The sequence below is a fragment of the Anatilimnocola aquadivae genome, assembly GCF_049819085.1.
Classification (GTDB): Bacteria; Planctomycetota; Planctomycetia; order Pirellulales; family Pirellulaceae; genus Anatilimnocola.
In genome coordinates, this window is the sequence record NZ_CP187419.1 from 4,400,330 (window position 1) to 4,416,790 (window position 16,461).

12 protein-coding genes are annotated in these 16,461 nt (G+C 58.6%); 4 read left to right on the forward strand and 8 right to left on the reverse strand.

All coding sequences use genetic code 11. From position 1 onward, the window contains the following. The first annotated feature begins 60 nt into the window (after nucleotides 1-60). Nucleotides 61-2,616 (forward strand): DUF1588 domain-containing protein, encoded by a 2,556-nt coding sequence (locus NA78x_RS17525; RefSeq protein WP_425613665.1) that lies wholly within the window; start codon nucleotides 61-63, stop codon nucleotides 2,614-2,616. Then, on the forward strand, nucleotides 2,613-4,019 hold the full coding sequence (locus NA78x_RS17530; RefSeq protein ID WP_425613666.1) for a DUF1552 domain-containing protein: 1,407 nt from the start codon (nucleotides 2,613-2,615) through the stop codon (nucleotides 4,017-4,019). Before NA78x_RS17525 ends, NA78x_RS17530 begins: the two co-directional genes overlap by 4 nt. A gap of 48 nt (nucleotides 4,020-4,067) precedes the next feature. Here the strand turns inward: NA78x_RS17530 and NA78x_RS17535 are convergent, their stop codons facing one another. The 7 genes from NA78x_RS17535 to NA78x_RS17565 form a co-directional block, all read right to left on the reverse strand. Next, the gene (locus NA78x_RS17535; protein ID WP_425613667.1) at nucleotides 4,068-4,610 is read right to left on the reverse strand and encodes a DsrE family protein; all 543 of its coding nucleotides are present in this window, start codon (nucleotides 4,608-4,610) and stop codon (nucleotides 4,068-4,070) included. A gap of 9 nt (nucleotides 4,611-4,619) precedes the next feature. After that, a complete protein-coding gene (locus tag NA78x_RS17540) occupies nucleotides 4,620-5,432 on the reverse strand; it encodes a sulfite exporter TauE/SafE family protein (RefSeq protein ID WP_425613668.1) in 813 nt (270 codons plus the stop codon). Between the two features lie 30 nt (nucleotides 5,433-5,462). Next, the gene (locus NA78x_RS17545) at nucleotides 5,463-6,881 is read right to left on the reverse strand and encodes an MBL fold metallo-hydrolase (RefSeq protein WP_425613669.1); all 1,419 of its coding nucleotides are present in this window, start codon (nucleotides 6,879-6,881) and stop codon (nucleotides 5,463-5,465) included. A 68-nt stretch (nucleotides 6,882-6,949) separates the two neighbouring features. Then, entirely contained in the window at nucleotides 6,950-7,504 is a 555-nt protein-coding gene (locus tag NA78x_RS17550) for a rhodanese-like domain-containing protein (protein ID WP_425613670.1), read from the reverse strand. Nucleotides 7,505-7,578: 74 nt separating this feature from the next. After that, nucleotides 7,579-7,899: an ArsR/SmtB family transcription factor gene (locus tag NA78x_RS17555; RefSeq protein ID WP_425613671.1), complete on the reverse strand. Its 321-nt coding sequence runs from the start codon at nucleotides 7,897-7,899 to the stop codon at nucleotides 7,579-7,581. 150 nt (nucleotides 7,900-8,049) lie between these two features. Next, on the reverse strand, nucleotides 8,050-9,702 hold the full coding sequence (locus tag NA78x_RS17560; RefSeq protein ID WP_425613672.1) for a serine/threonine protein kinase: 1,653 nt from the start codon (nucleotides 9,700-9,702) through the stop codon (nucleotides 8,050-8,052). An 80-nt stretch (nucleotides 9,703-9,782) separates the two neighbouring features. Next, entirely contained in the window at nucleotides 9,783-11,036 is a 1,254-nt protein-coding gene (locus NA78x_RS17565) for a tetratricopeptide repeat protein (RefSeq protein WP_425613673.1), read from the reverse strand. Nucleotides 11,037-11,330: 294 nt separating this feature from the next. On the opposite strand from NA78x_RS17565, the gene NA78x_RS17570 reads away from it, so the two are divergent. Both NA78x_RS17570 and NA78x_RS17575 read left to right on the forward strand, forming a co-directional pair. Continuing rightward, nucleotides 11,331-12,467 carry a sialidase family protein gene (locus tag NA78x_RS17570; RefSeq protein ID WP_425613674.1) on the forward strand — a complete coding sequence of 379 codons (1,137 nt, stop codon included), beginning with the start codon at nucleotides 11,331-11,333 and terminating at the stop codon, nucleotides 12,465-12,467. A 651-nt stretch (nucleotides 12,468-13,118) separates the two neighbouring features. Continuing rightward, nucleotides 13,119-14,693, forward strand: a complete 1,575-nt coding sequence (locus NA78x_RS17575; RefSeq protein WP_425613675.1) for a hypothetical protein — start codon at nucleotides 13,119-13,121, stop codon at nucleotides 14,691-14,693. 11 nt (nucleotides 14,694-14,704) lie between these two features. Here NA78x_RS17575 and NA78x_RS17580 read toward each other — a convergent pair whose 3' ends face one another. Then, nucleotides 14,705-16,297: an ABC-F family ATP-binding cassette domain-containing protein gene (locus NA78x_RS17580; RefSeq protein ID WP_425613676.1), complete on the reverse strand. Its 1,593-nt coding sequence runs from the start codon at nucleotides 16,295-16,297 to the stop codon at nucleotides 14,705-14,707. Between the last annotated feature and the right edge of the window lie 164 nt (nucleotides 16,298-16,461).

The following is a 16,461-nucleotide window of genomic DNA, read 5'->3' on the forward strand; positions in this document are numbered from 1 at the left end:
TTATCTGCCAATATAATTCAAAATGACAAAAACGCGAACTCCATCGTAGGGTCGACCCGAATGCCGAATAATCGAATGCGAATTCCGGTGCTGCTTGTCGTTGGTTGGTTGGCAACAAGCTGGTTACCGGCGTTTGCGCAGCCCGCTGTGAGAGCCATCGCAATTCCAACACAGGTAAGCCAAGTGCTATTGCGGCACTGCGCGGATTGTCATGGCAAGGAGACCAGCGAAGGCGAAGTGAATCTCAGCGATTTGGCAACACTGAGTCTCGACGGACAACTGGATCTGCTGAACAGGGTTCAGGATCAGTTGTTCTATCGTACGATGCCGCCCGCCGATGCTCGCCAACTGACAGACGCCGAGCGTGCGCCGCTCGTGAACTGGTTGCGAGCAGAGCTCCGCAAGCACGGAGCTTCGAAGCTTGATGAGAAACTTCGTTATCCGGCCTATGGAAATTACGTCGACCATGACTTGCTCTTTAGCGGAGCGGTAAAGGATGCTGCTTACACACCCGCCCGTCGTTGGCTCGTGAGCCCGCAGATTTTCAACGAACGCGTGCTAGATATTTTTCAGTTGCAGGGACGCGAGCGCGACAACTTCCGGCTGCAAGGCTTCGTCGGCGTGACCAATCCGTTTGTGTTGCCCGATCAGTCCGGCGTGCGTTATTACGACCAAGGCACGCTCGACGGCGGCACTCTGCTCGTGATGCTGGGCAACGCCCAATGGATTTCCGAGAAACAAATTCGCGCCGCCCGCGTGAAAAAGGGGGAGTTGGCAGCGGATCAGTTCGAAAATGCCCGCGACCGCTGGTATCCCAAATCAACTCCCGCGGCTTTGGAAGCGATTATCCTCAAAACTGACACGCCCACCGATGCGGAGATCGTCAGTGCGATTCAAACCCAGTTCGCTTGCGTGCTGCAACGCCCCGCGACTGACGATGAATTGCGAAAGTATCTGGCACTCACTCGCGACGCAATCCAACTCGGCGGCAACACAACGGGACTTCAGCAGATGCTGGTGACCGTGCTGCTGGAATCGGAATTTCTCTATCGACTGGAATTTGGAGCCGGCGAACCGGATCAGCACGGTCGCGTTTCACTGTCCCCGCGCGAGGCAAGTTTCGCGATTTCGTACGCTCTGGGAGATCGCGGCCCCGATGCAACTTTACTCAAGGCGGCCGACGAGGGGCGGCTACTCACTCGCGAAGATTATCACCGAGAGGTCACGCGGCTACTCGCGAATCAAAACTATTTTCGAGGCCCGGTCGATCCGTCGCTCAACGGCAAGCACATCCAGTCGCACGTCACTTCTCACCCGAAGCTCGTGCGGTTTTTCCGCGAGTTCTTTGGCTACACCGGTGCGCTCAAGGTGTTCAAAGACAGTCCTCGCAGCGGTGGCTACTATCAGAACCCCGATCGCGGACACACGGGTACTCCGGGCTGGTTGGTTCACGAAGCAGACGAATTGGTCATTTGGTGTCTTGACCGAGACCGACAAGTCTTTGAATCGCTGCTGACGACGGATCAGTTTTTCGTCTATCACAACTTGGACACCAAAGCGGGGCAGGCTTGCATTGCCGAGTGGAAGCAGATCTACGAAACGCTCCAAGACACTCCGTGGAAAACGGAGCCGGAGCGCGTGATGAGCGAGCATCTCAAGCTGCTGACCGCCGCGAAGATTCTCGACGGGCGCGAGAAAGAGTTGTGGAAGCAGAAGCGGTCGTTTCTATCTTACATGTACTACTTTCAAGACACGTTCGGTCGGGGAACCACGCCGTTTACACGCGGACCGTTCACGCACGGCTATTCCTACACGCACTCGCCAAGCTATAGCCTGCCGCCGCTTCCCACCCGGGAGCGCTACATCGGAGTTGAGACTGAACGGTACAAGGAACCACGGGACAAACCACAGTACTGGGACTATCCGATCGCGCAGCCCTTTCAGATCGCCAACCGCAAGGGACTGCTGACGCATCCCGCCTGGCTGATTGCACACTCCAGCAATTTTCACACCGATCCGATCCGACGGGGACGCTGGATTCGCGAGAAGCTGCTGGCGGGGCGAGTTCCGGATGTGCCGATCACTGTTGATGCTCAGGTCCCAGATGATCCCCACAAAACGCTGCGAGAGCGCGTCGAAGCTGTAACTCACAAAGCGGAATGCTGGAAATGCCACCAGCACATGAATCCGTTAGGACTGCCTTTGGAGAGCTTCGACGACTTCGGCCGGTTTCGGACGGAGGAAAGTCGCGAGCATCCGGAGAACTTGATCCGCAAGGGTAATGGCAAAGACTCTGCGGATATTTACCAGACCAGTCCAATCGACTCGACCGGCGCTCTAAGCGGCACGGGCGATGCAAAACTGGATGGCGAAGTGCAGAACGCATTCGAAATGATCGACCGACTTGCGCAATCCGATCGCGTCCGACAGTCGATCATCCGTCACGCGTTTCGCTTCTTCCTGGGACGCAATGAAATGCCGTCGGATTCGCAAACGTTGCTCGACGCAGATCGGGCCTATGTCTCCAGTGGCGGCAGCTTCCGAGCCGTCGTGCTGTCGCTGCTGACTTCCGATTCCTTCATCTATCGCAAAGCAATCAAGGACGCACAGCCATGACAACCACTCGCCGACAGTTCAACCAGCACGCATTGCTGGGAACCGGGGCCCTGGCATTATTGCCGCAGGCAATACTCGCCGCACCTGCTGCTGCGAAGCCGCCGATGAGGTTCATCTTCATGCATCGCGGTAACGGCCTTTTCCCGCGCGTGTTGGTCCCACCGACCTTCTCGAAAGACCTCGTCGAGAAAGAACAGCAAAAGGCCGCGTTCGACGTTGATCTGGATAAGCACGAATTGCCCCACTGGCTGAGCCCGCTGACAGCGCACAAAGAACACCTCACGCTTCTGCAGGGGCTATCGGGAAAAATGTGTACGACGGGGCATCACTCCTGGTGCTCGTCGCTGGGCGTCTTCAAAGCCAACGAACGGGTCAGCTCCATTCGTTGGGCCACGGTCGATTTCGAGTTGGCCAAACTATTCCCTTCGCCGCTCGAACACATCGAACTCGCCTGCTTTCCGCTCGACGGCGGTAATCCGCGCGGCAGTCTCAACGGCATCGCACAAGGATTTTCGGCCCGCGGCCCGCAGCAGCCCAACTATGCGTTCGGGTCACCACAGGTGGCGCTCCGTGAGATGTTCAAGTCGGTTTCGACCAATCCAGCGGAACAGATTAAGTATCAGCTCGAGCGCAAGGTATTGGAGTTCGTTGCCCGCAACGAGGGTGATCGGCTCCCGACTGCCGTCGGCACCGAACAACCGAAGATCAAGAACTACTCCGACGCCGTGACCGCTGTTCAAGGTCGAATGCAAAAAGTCGATCTCATGAAGGAAGTCTTGCGCCAGCATACTCCTCAGTTGGCAGAAAAGTACTTGAATGACGACATGACGACGCTCGACCGGCAGGCTGGTCATACGGAAGTGTTACTCGCGGCACTTATCTCTGGTTTGACGAATGTCGTCGCTTTCACAGTGGATGAACTCGGTCATCACTACACGGGAATTCCCGGCCTGGAAACTGAGAAGGTGAACATGCACGACATCGGTCACGGCAAAATGATCGGCGGCATTGCGGCCGAAGAGGTCCGCGCCCGCAGTGAGCAATACCACATGACGCTCGTCGATCGGATCGTCACGCGACTGAAGAGTGTGCGCGAAGGGGACGGGACGATGTTCGACAACACGATGCTGTTCTACTTCCCGGACAGCGGCGAAACGCATCACAGCCTCGGGCTGGAGTTTCCCTTTGTCGTTCTCTCCGGCCGCAACTCCCCTTTAAACATTGCCCGCCGCTACATCCGCCTGCCGAATTATGGCCAGCCCGGGCACAAGACGCTCGGCAACTGGTACACCACGCTGCTCAATGCCTTCGGGAATCCCATTCCCCACTACGGCGAGCTCGACACCGGCATCGCCAAGTTCAATCTTGATCAGAAGGGGCCGATCTCGCAATTCTTGGCCTGAAACTGCGCTAGCCGGGAAGCGATGCAAGCACACCAACAAGCAAAACATTTAGTGGATGAATAAATAGGCATAGCCGTCGAGCTGTTTGTTGGTGTTGACGGTCATCGCGGAGACGGCGACAGAAAACTCGCTGGCGACTTCGGCAGAGGTGAATTTGTTCCGGGCTAGCGACTGGCCGCATACAAAGACCTCCACTCCACAGGCCTTCAATTCGCGAACTAACGCTAGGTTCGGATTCTTGCCAGCAGCCGTGTGCTTTTCATAAGCTGCGTCGCCGAGCGCTGCCTTGGTTGCTGCGCCATGCAGTACAAGAGCCAGTTTCGCGTCGGCTGGTTTAAGGCCTGCATCGGCATTGAGGTTCAAATAGCGGGCCACACTTTCGAGGCCCTTATTGACCTCGTCGGGTTTACTGTCCGCGGTGATGTCGAAGATGATCTTGGCGCCGCGCCGTGGTGCTTCCGCCGCGTTGGGTACCGGGGCGATGCCGCCATACGTTTTGACCTGAGGAAAGTGAAAGACGGGCCCCTCTGCGATAACCCCCAGAGTTGCCACGGAAGCCAGTCCTGCCAGAATCAATGCCAAGCCACGCATGAGTTGCTCCTAATGCCAAACCGAACGAAAGATCACATAAATCGCGACAATCACAATCGCCGCCGCGAACACTTTCTGCAGATGCGGCCCCGCCAGTCGTTGAGCCAGCGCGCTGCCGGCAAATAGCCCGGCAATGCTCCCGCCGGTAAACACCCCCGCGGTCGTCAAGGAAAGATCCTTGCCAGCGAGGAGATGACTGGTCGTGCCCGAAGCACTGATCAAGGTGATGACCAGCAGCGAAGTACCGATCGCCCGCTGCATTCCCATGCCACTGAACATCACCAGTGCCGGAACGATGATAAATCCTCCGCCAACCCCAAACATCCCAGAAAGTACTCCAGCGCCCAAGCCGACGATGCCCAGGAGCATTGCACATTGTGAGGTCAGTCGCAGCTTTCCTTCGGGATCGCGCCGGCAGGTTGGCCCCGCGTTGTCATCCGCGAGAATCGGCAAACGAGCGACAGAATCCCTGGCCTTGAGCCACATTCGCAGCGCCACGAAGAGCATCAATAGCGCAAACATCGCCAGCAGGATTGCCTCCGGGATTTTGTCCGCCAGCCACGAGCCGAGCGGCGCTCCGATCATTCCCGCCACCGCGAACAGTAAGCCCGTTGGGAACTCGACCATGCCACGCCAAGCTCGCTGCACGAAGCCAACCAGCGCGGTGCTCCCCACGGTCAATAGCGAAACGCCCACCGCTTCTCGCGCAGGTACGCCCAGTCCATACACCAACAACGGTACAGCGAAGATCGCTCCTCCTCCCCCGGTTAGCCCGAGGGAGAATCCCACCAAGGCTCCAAAAAACAGGGTGAGGAGTGACATGGAATCTCCTTTCGACGTGACCGAGCTGCGTTAGGCTCCTGTGCTAGTCGTCGCTTCGACTTGCACAGGTAGTTTCGAGGCAGCCCAAGCTTTGTAGCCGCCGACCATGTCGAGCACATCGCCTCGCCCCAACTGCGCGAGGACGCTGGCCGCGATGGCCGACCGATAACCTCCTTCGCAATGGACGACGACCGGATGAGTCTTGTCGATCTCTGCTGCGCGATCGCGGAGGTGGTTCAAGGGAATGTTGACGCTGTGTGTGATATGACCAGCGGCCCACTCTTTTTCGCTGCGCACGTCTACCACCGTCGGTGCAGCGGGGGTATCTAGCTGCTCGGCGAGCGCGACGGCAGTGATCCGTTCGATCTTGGCCACCAATTCTGGCTGGTTTCGGAGTGCATCCATTCCATCGCGTAGATACCCCGTCACATTGTCGAAGCCGATTCGGCCCAAGCGAGTTACCGCCTCTTCCTCTTTGCCATTTTCCGCAATGACGATGATCGGACGCTTTTGGTCGAGCACCGTTCCGCACCAGGTCGCGTATTTTCCCTGAATGCCGATATTAATTGCGCCAGCCAGGTGCGCTCCTTCAAAGTCGATTGCCTCGCGCACGTCGAGCAACTGCGCGCCCTGGTGCTGAAGTCTTACGACTTCGTCGACCGAGAGAGCATTGAGCGACTCCGACAGAGTTGCGTCCAGGCTCGGGCGTTCCTGCCGATTCAAGATCGCATCGTGAACGAAATAGCTCGGGGCTTCCGGTTGCTCTTCGGTGACAATCTGTTTGAATTCCTCACGGCTCATCGGCTGCAAGGCATAGTTAAACTTCTTCTGTTCTCCGATGGTGGAGACCGTGTCCTTGCTCAAGTTCTTGCCGCACATCGACCCAGCGCCGTGAGCAGGATAGACGAGTGTTTCGTCTGGCAACTTCATCAGTTTGTTGGTTAGAGAGTGGTATAGCATGTCCGACAGTTCGTCGGCGGTCACTCCGATCGAAGCCAACAGGTCTGGCCGACCGACATCGCCAATGAACAGCGTATCGCCAGTTAGCACCGCGAATGGCTTATCCTTACTCTTGGCAAGGTCATAGACAAGAATCGAAATCCCTTCGGGAGTATGGCCAGGGGTTTCCAGGATCTCCAAACGCACATCACCGAACTCGATTCGGTCACCGTCCTTGACCTTGGTCGCCTTGAATTCGGCTTCTGCGCGCCGGCCGAGGTAAATTTCCGCTCCGCACTTATCTCGCAGTTCGATATGTCCGGCGAGGAAGTCGGCGTGGAAATGGGTCAGGAAGACGTGTTTGATTTCGCAAGAGACGGCGGCGGCGTCGGCAATGTATTGCTCCACATCGCGTTGCGGATCAACCACGACCGCCGTGTTCGTCTTTTCGTCGGTGATCAGATACGACGCGTGTGACAGGCAACCGAGATAATATTGCTTGAGTTTCATTGCATGGGTCCTTAAAGGTGTGCTTGGTTGGTGACGACGTGTGCGAAACTGCTCACCGCGCGCATCGATCAGATTTTGCAACTCGCGCCGCCGGCTTCCTTGCCAACCTGATTCCAGGGCATGCGGGCGAGGATCATCGCCATGCCGCAGGTATCGGTAATGCCAGCAAACATGAGGCCAGCGCCCACGAATGCGGAAAGACCAGCGAAGTACGGATGCACAGTGACGGCAAGCACCCCGCCGACGAACGCCAGTGAGCCTGCCGCGATTCGTACTTGGCGTTCCAGTGAAATCGACTTCTTGCCACGCACAAGCGGCAAACCAGCAGTCTCGCAGGCCAGCGTGCCTCCTTCGACGTTAACAGCATTGGAAATGCCGGCGGCTTGCAGCTTCTCGCAAGCCTGCTTTCCACGCGCGCCTGAGCGGCAAATGACGTACAGAGCCTGATCGTTGCTTCGACCCGCTCGGATTGCCTGCGGATCAAGCCGATCGAGCGGCACGTTGCGGGCAAACTCAACGTGAACCTCGCGGAATTCCGCTGGCGTGCGGACATCGATCAATTCAATTGGTTTGCCTGCCTGACGAAGGCTGGCAAGTTCGCTGGGAGTGATTGTGTGGGACATGTTGGCTTCCTTTATGAGCTGATTTAATCAAACGTATCGCAATCTTCCGACATATTATCGCAAAAAAAACTACTCTACGCCTTAGTCTCGTTCCCGAACCGCGCTTCAATGCACTCCATGATGTTGGCTAAGTGCGGCTCGGCGACCGAGTAATACACAAAGCGTCCTTCCTTCTGTGCCTGCAGAAGCCCACAGCGTTGCATCAACCGCAGGTGCTCGGATGCCATGGGGCTGGCGATCTCACACGCCTCGGCTAATTCTCCCACCGCGTGCCGTCCTTGCAGCATCATCTGCACCATCCGCAAACGATGCGGATGGGCCAATGTCCGCAAGCACTCCGCCGCCTGGCCGAGTGCTTCCAAGCTGATGAGTTTCTTTTTTGTTTTGGCATTCATGCTCGTTTCCTTCTACATGTCATAATATCGGAATGTTTCTACATGACAATGTGTCAAACGGCGGATTCCCTTGAAATGCGGCGATCCGCTGCTAGGCAACAAGCATCGCGGTTAGCGGGCGGTGCCTCGCAGCAGCAGGGGCGTTCAAGCTTAGGCGCTCATCTCGGGAATTCGCTCAATGGGGACTTCTTTTTCGTGCCACCAATCGCGGGCCAGCGTGCGGGTCCAGCCTTGAGCGTCGAGGCATTGCTCGAGGGCTGTGGCCAGGTCGGCTGCCGATTGAAACCGCTCGCCCGACTTCTTTTCCAGGCACCGCAGCACGATGGCTTCCAGGTCGCCGGAAAGATCAGACCGTAACAGCGAAGGGCGAGGGGCCGGTTCGTGAGCATGCTTGAACATGATCTTCAGCGGCTTGTCGTCCTCGAATGGAGGCTTGCCGGTCAGCAAGTAATAGAGCACAGCACCGAGCGAATACACATCGCTGCGCGAATCGGGCTCCGTATCGCCGGTCGCCTGCTCGGGTGACATGAACAGGGGCGAACCAGTGATGGTGCCATCGGCGGTAATGTGAGCGGCGTTGAGATCGGTCAGTGGTTTGGCGAGGCCGAAGTCGAGAAGTTTCACGACGTCGCAAACACCGCCCCGCGAGGCCGCGAAAATGTTGGCCGGTTTGATATCGCGGTGCACCAGTCCCAGGTCGTGCGCTTCCTGCAGAGCATCGCAGGCCTGACGAATAAGATAGATCGCCCGACCCGCAGGCAGCGGCCCATAGCGACGGACCAGTTCCGACAGGTTCATGCCGGGCAGGTATTCCATGACGTAGTAGAACGTGCCGTCATCGGCGCGGCCGTAGTCGAAAATGTCGATGGTGTTCCAGTGCGAGAGTCGGGCCGTCGCTTGCACCTCGCGTTCGAAGCGGGCGAGCACTTTGGGATCGCCTGCTTTCTCGGGGCGAATGACTTTGATGGCGCACGGTCGCTTCATCAGTTGATGTTCGGCCAAATAGACTTCGCCCATGCCGCCGCTGCCGATCAATTGCTTCAGCTGATATTGCCCCAACCGCTTGGCCTGATAAACCTCGCTGCGGAGGGTATTGATCGTATGCACACCCCACACCGAACTGACGGCGGCAATCGCCATCACCAGCACGGTGACGACGACGGCGTCCCACTGCTCGTAGAGCACTTCGGCGCTTTGGGTATGCGTCAGAGCCGACAGGGCAATCAGCAGCACCGGTAGCCCCGAAAGAACGCCGATGAAAACCGCGGCCCGCTGCCAGGTGTTGGGAATGAACAGGGCGTAGATATAAATCGGCAACAGCCACGCTGCGGCCACATCGGGATGCATGCCGTAGCTTTCCGCAAAGAACGTCGCCCGACTGTAATGCAGGGTCGCGAAAAATACCGCCGGCACAAAGAACGTCGCAATCTCGATCCAACGCAGTTCCGACAGGCTGAAATCTCGCCGCGTGCAAAGCAGAAACCCGAGCGAGCCAAGCACCAGCGTGGCCAGAATATGGGCCCCGTAGTTGATCACATAAATCGCCCGATCCCAGCGATCGAACGAAAACGTATGCCAGACGAGAAACACCGCCAGGGCTGCGAAAATGAGCAACGCCGCCGACCGCAGGCGCGAGCGCAGCAGATGCGTCACCTCCGAACGGACAGCCGTGCTGTTGCCGTCGCGCAGGTTGAGCCGGCACACTTGTTCGCTGCCGTCCAAACTGGAACCCGACGGCGCATCGAGTGTTACATCGCCGGGGCTGATCGAAAGTCGAGGCTCGGGCTGGGCCGAAGGTCTCACGCGGGGGACTCGCCTGGGTGGGTTGATAACAGACCCATCATACCGCAACTTGGCGGTCAGGCGAATCGTCCTGGCGAAACCTACTCCCCAACCGGGGGCAGCAACTGCGGAGCTTCATCGTCGGCAATCTTGTACGAACCGTCGGGCTGGGCTTGGGGCACAGCTTGTGTGCTTACGGGTTGTTGAGGAGCAACGAAGGCTGGCGAAGCTGCCGGCGGTTGGTGGTTCGCGGGAGCCGTCGGGAACACAATCTCTACCGGATTGCTCGAGGTCTGCGATGCGGGTTGGAACGGGCTTGGGTTCGTCGGTGCAGTTCGCTGAGCCGGTCCGGCTTGGAACAGGCTGAGGGCCTGTTGTTGACGTGGGTCGACAGGCTGCTGAGCATTCACCTGCGCCAGCTGCTGGCCATTCGCTGCGCCTGGTGGTACTGCTCCGCCCATCTGCGCGAGCATCTCGCGAGCCGCACTCAGCTCAGGCTCGGCCTGCAAGGCGAGTCGCAAGTGAGCGGCCGCTTCTTCCGGCTTGTTGCGAGCCGAGAGCATGTAAGCCAGGTTGTAATGCGCGCCACCTTCGGTGTTGAGTGCCTTCAACTGTTTGAAGGCCTCTTCGTTGCGGCCATTCTCGACCAGCACCGTCGCCAGGTTGTTGCGATACTTCGGATTCTTCGCCGCCAGTTCGCAGGCCTTGTTCAAATGTTCGATAGCCTTGCCAGCATCCTTTTGCCGGGCATAGCACAGACCCAAGTCGTTCTGCACCAGGCCGCTCTTGGGATGAGCCGTCGCCGCACGATTGTACGCTTCAATGGCCTTCGGAAAGTTACCTTGGCGATCGTGCAAGCGGGCAATGCTGATGAGCGAGGCCAAATCGTTGGGCGAAGTCTTCAGCGCCTTTTCGTATTGCGATTGAGCTTCGGCAAACTTGCCTTGCGTTTCATACATACGACCGGCAGCGATGAACACATCGGGGCCCATCGTCTTGGGCTTGCTGCTCAGGCTCGTCGGATCGTCCGTCGGAACCGGCGCTTTGTTCCAAGTGAACGCAGAGCCGACCGCTGCAGTCGACTTGTTCCAGGCATTGGTGAAGTAGTTGCCGCTCGAGGCTTGCGGCTGTTGATAAGCGCCGCTCGCTCCGCCCGAGAAGTCTTGCGACAGTCCGTCATACTTTTGCTTGCTGACGTCGGGCGTCGCCGAGCTGAACATGCTGCCGCCGCTGGAGCCGCTGCCCCACCAGCCAAACGGAGACTTACAGCCGGCATTCATTCCGCAAGCCAGCAGGGTGCACGCAGCGACCAACCGCAACGTCTGACGACCAACCGATGGTTGACGAATCTTCATCGTGCATCCCTCCCTAGCTGCTGACAGCCACACAGGCTGCGAACGACCGGAACTGCTATCCCTAGCGACGGTCAGGGCTCGACAAAAGCGCGCCCTGTTTTTGTCATCGTCCCGGAAGTTCCGCCGGCTGAAGTCGAATCGTGCCGACAATGCGCGAGATGCCGAGAACGACGGTTGCAACGCTAGCAGTTGCGACCGAAAACAGCCTGATTGAGCAGCATGCTCGTTGCCTCGTACAATTTGGGCAACGCCCCCTTGAATCACTCCCCACCTGCTGCTCACCGCTGCCATCTCATGCCAACTTCCCTGCTCTCGCCGATTGCTCGTCCAACGTCGCTGTGCCTCGTCTTGCTGACGCTCGCCGTTGGTCAGGCAGCCGACCCCGTCTTTCGCCAGGTGCTGCGCAAGGCCGGCGATGACGGCGTGAAGTCGTATCGAATTCCCGGTTTGGCCACCAGCAAAGCAGGCACCCTGCTGGCAGTGTTCGACATTCGCCACAACGGCGCCCAGGATCTGCCCGCCGATATCGACGTCGGCCTCCTGCGCAGCACCGACAACGGCGACACCTGGGGCAAGCAGCAGACAATTCTCGATTACGACAAAACCGTCGCCGGCTCGCAAGGGAACGGCGTCGGCGATCCCACGATCCTGGTCGACCGCGAAACGGGAGCCATCTTCGTCGCCGCCCTGTGGTCGCAAGGCAACCGCGCCTGGCATGGCTCGGGCCCTGGTTTGAAGCCGAGCGAGACCGGCCAATTTGTCCTGACCAAGAGCACCGACGATGGACTCACCTGGTCGCCGCCAATCAACATCACGTCGCAAGTCAAAGACCCTGCCTGGCGACTCTGCTTTCAAGGGCCCGGTGCCGGCCTTCAAACCAAAGACGGCAAGCTGGTTTTTCCTGCTCAATTTCGTGATGCCGCTGGCACGCCTCACTCGTGCTTCATTCACAGCAGCGATCACGGCGACACTTGGAAAATCTCCCCCGCTGCCATTCCCGACAAACCGCCGACCAGCGAAGCCCAGATTGCCGAACTCGACGATGGCTCGCTGTTGCTGACCATGCGCGACGAGTCTCGCAGCGGCCAGCGTCTGTGGGCTCGGTGGAACTGGACGACAGGAGCCTGGTCGGAATCTTGGCGCGTCGTCCCCGACCCGACCTGCATGGCCAGCTTGCTGCGTCATCCTCATGGCGAACTCCTCTTCTCCAATCCCAACAGTGCGACGAAACGGATCGCACTCACCCTTCGCTCCAGCACCGACCAAGGGAAAACCTGGACGGACGGAAAGCTCCTCGACCCTCGAGGCTGCATGTACTCGTGTCTCACGACGCTCAGCGACGGTCGTATCGGCATCCTTTACGAAGTCGATAACGGCCTCACCTTCGCCCGCTTCCCGCTCGACTGGGTCCAAACACCGGCCACTCCTTGAAAACGGCCTGTGTCTCTTGCGGCGACGATTCTCACCTTAATGCCCGTCGCTGCTCTCGAATCATCACAACTCGCGAAGTCGGATTTTGATAACTTTTTTGCGCGATTTTTCGCATCTGAACAGCCCCTTTAAGCCCTTGGCAAATAGCCACTTCAGTCGACTGATAACCGGTTATTGCCGCGTTTGGTGATAACCGTTTGATAACCACTCCTGCGCGCCCTGTTCAGCCTGAAAAGTCGACTGCTGACGCGTCCTCAATGGCAATCCACCGTCCCTTCGGCATCTTGTTACGTGGCGGCAGACCTCCTGGTCTGCCGAGCGAACAACGCCGGCAACTCCGTTGCCCCTGCGCGCAACGGTAGCTCGCCCTCTGTTGGTTAACCGAGCCGCTTGCGGCCGCTGAAACGCCTCTCCAGCAATTTGACAGCTCGCCCGCGCAAGCGCGTGGGTTAACCAACCAAGGCAGCCTCACACGTTAGACCCTCGCGTCGCTCGGATTAGTTCAGTCGAGCCAACGCCTGATCCTTTGGCAATACTATTGTTCATAAAATGAGAATTAATTAATCTCGATTTCATTCGCACAAAATGATCATGTGCGGAACACTACTTGCACACTCAGTCCGCCGGTCGTGTTCACTGCCACTAGCCGGTATGCTCTCCTGTCTGCTGGCTCGTGAAATCGAGCCTCTCACCGCGGTCGTCATTCCGGAGGTTGTCGTGCATTTGTCTCCCGTCCTCGCGCTACTCTTCATGACGAGCATGTTTCTCTTGCCCAGCTTGGCTGCGGCAGAGCAACTGAGGGCCGGTGTGGCCAGGATCGAGATCACCGACCGGCAAGCAGGTCCCGTCAACGATCCTTGCTATGCCAAGGCCCTGGTCCTGCAGAGTGGCAACGTCTCGGCGGTGCTGGTAACCGTCGACGCGGTCGCGATCGGGGAGATTGGTCACCTCCGCAACAACTTCCTCCCTACGATTCGGCGCGAACTGGCCCAGAACCCGGGCATTCCCCCCGCGCACGTGATCGTCAACGCCAGCCATTGTCACGGCATCGTACGCGCGGACACGGACCAACTCGTGATCCAAGTCGTGCGCGACGCCTGGAAGGGCCTCGCGCCGGTCAGAGTCGGCGCCGGCTCGGCAAGCGAAAACCGCATCAGCGAAAACCGCCGCCTGACCATGAAAGATGGCACGCAAGTCGACATGCGCCGTGCTTACTCACTGCCACCCGACGAGGCAGTCGCCTCCGTCGGGCCGATCGATCCTCAGGTTGGCTTGCTGCGACTGGATCGCGAGGATGGTCGTCCTCTGGCGATGGTCTACAACTTTGCCTGTCACCCGATCATGAATCCCCCGAGCAAAGGAAACTCGGCGGACTTTCCCGGCTTTGCCTCAGCCGTGATCGAAGAATCGCTGGGCCACGGAGCCCTGGCCTTCTTTGTGCAAGGCTGCGGCGGTGACATCAACCCGGTGCGATACAAAGAAGTAAGCCGGCCGCCAGATGCGGAACCACTCGGTAACTTGCTCGGCAACACCGTGGTCCGCGCCGCGCGCGAAATCAAGACTGCCGGTGATGCTCCGCTGGCGGTGAAACAACAAACCGTTTCGCTTCCGCGGGCCGCTGATTTTCAACAGCGGATCGCAGCCATCGAGGCAGAGCAAGCCAGGCTGCTCCGCTCGCTGAAGCCGACGAACATCAACTTCAAGACCTTCGTTCCCCTGTTGATCCAACAGCGTCTGAGCCCTGAGTTTCCTTCTCACTACTCGCAAAGTTATCTTCACGATCGGGCCCAAGGGCGCGACGATCTGGCCCGACTCGACAAAGAAAACCAAGCGCAAGTAGCAGCTTACCTGGCGAACATCCACACCATGGAGCAACTGACGCGACTGAATACCAATCTGGCCTTGCTAACGAAGCATCGCGCGGCGGCGGAAGCGGCAGCAGTGCAGACCGTCGATGTGGAAGTGTGTGCCTTGCGCATCGGCGACTTCAAATTGCTGACCTTTCCTGGCGAACTGACGGTGGAGATTGGTCTGGGAATCAAGCGGACCGCCAAGGACCCGCATGCCTTTGTCGCTGGCTACACCAACGGCTACATCTACTACAGCCCGACGGTCGCGCAGCGGACGAACAAGGGCTACGCGCAGGAAGACTGCGACTGCATCGTCGCCCCCGAGTGGCAGCGGATCTTCGAAACCACCGCCCTCGAGATGCTCCGTAAGTTGTGAGCAACCTGCGGCTAATTCACCGATGGCCACAGTTCGAGTCGGCGCGTGATGCCGATCGCCTCCAAGAACGTCCGGTCGTGACTAACGACTAGCAATGCACCGTCGTAAGCATGTAGTCCAGCTTCCACGGCTTCGATCGAGTCGATATCGAGATGATTCGTCGGCTCATCGAGGATCAAGAGCGGCGGCGGCGTTGCTCCCCCCAGCACGCAGGCGAGTCCAGCCCGCAGGAGTTGCCCGCCGCTGAGCGTCCCGACAATCTGCAGGGCAGCATCGGCGCGAAACATAAACCGCGCCAGCGACGCGCGGCAGGCATTTTCATCGGCCTGTGGATTGGTCCGGCGAAAGTTGTCGCGAATCGAAAGCGCCGGCTCGAGCACACTGACACGTTGGTCGATCAACGCATAGTCCGTTAAGACACGAACCGTGCCCTCCCAAGGCGTTAGTGATCCCGTGATGATCGATAGGAGGGTTGTCTTGCCAGAGCCATTGGGGCCCGTAATGGCGATGCGCTCGGGGCCTGTAACGGCGAATGAGAGTTCTCGCAGGATGGGACGATTTTGCTCATAGCCAGCGGTCACTCCTGCGAGCTTAAGCACGATCTTCGCAGAGGGGAGATGGGTGGGCGGCAACTTGACGGTGAAAGGTTGCAAGACTTCGATCCGCTGGCGCGCGGCCCAGGCTTCATCAGCCGCTTGATCTCGCAGGCGTTCGGCGAGCCGCGCGTTCTCGCCGGTCGTTTTTTCGCCACGATCTTTCCTGCCCCCCAGCAAGATTTTTGGCGTCCCACCTTTCGCTCCTTTTTTCTCCCCGGTGCTGGTGCGCCGTTCCTGACGCTCGGCAGTCTGTTGGGTCGAACGCGCGACGTCGGCGATCCGCTTTTCAGCGTCGGCCAGGTCGCGTTTGACCGCCGCCAGTTCCGCTGCCTTCCGTTCGCGATAGGAACTCCAGTTGCCTCCGTATTGCGTCGCGCCGAGTGAGGTGAGTTCCACAATCGCGTCCATCGTTTCGAGCAATTCGCGATCATGGCTGACGACAATTGCGCCGGACCGCCAACTAGCCAGCAACTCAATGACGGCTTCACGGCCGGCGCGATCGAGATTGTTAGTCGGCTCGTCGAGCAACAGAAAATCAGGCTCAGCAAAGATCAGCGCGGCGAGAGCGGCCCGGGTTCGTTGACCGCCCGACATCGCGGTAAGGAGTGTTGCCGGTGAAGCATCAAGACCCACACGCTGCAAGGCCGCAGCAATCCGACTTTCCAGCGTCCAGTCAGCATCAGCCAGTTCTTCCGCGGTCGCATCTCCACGTTCGATGCGCTGCAATAGCGTCAGCGACTCTGCCGCGCCGAAGAGATCGGCAATCGTTTCTTCAGGATCAACTTGGACCGTTTGCCGCAGAAACCCTCGTTGGCCGCTGACGACGACCTTTCCAGCTTGCGGGCGCAACTCCCCCGCGATGAGTTTCAAGAGCGTGGTTTTGCCGACGCCATTGCGGCCGACGAGCCCCGTTCGGGTCGGCCCGAAGGTCAGGTTCAGCCGAGCAAAGAGTGGTGGGCAATTCGGCGCGGACCAGGCGAGATCGAAGAGCGAAATGGAAGCAGACATGCAATCGATTCCTGCAGACGACAGTGGCGAATGACGCGGCGATGTCGAATGTGGATTTTCATTGCTAGCTGATGGCCTCTTCGTATTGAGCTTCTAAGCATGCACTACCTTCAGTTCACTCACAGACACCGCAGGTGCCAGTTTGGTTCGCGCCTTGCGTGAAT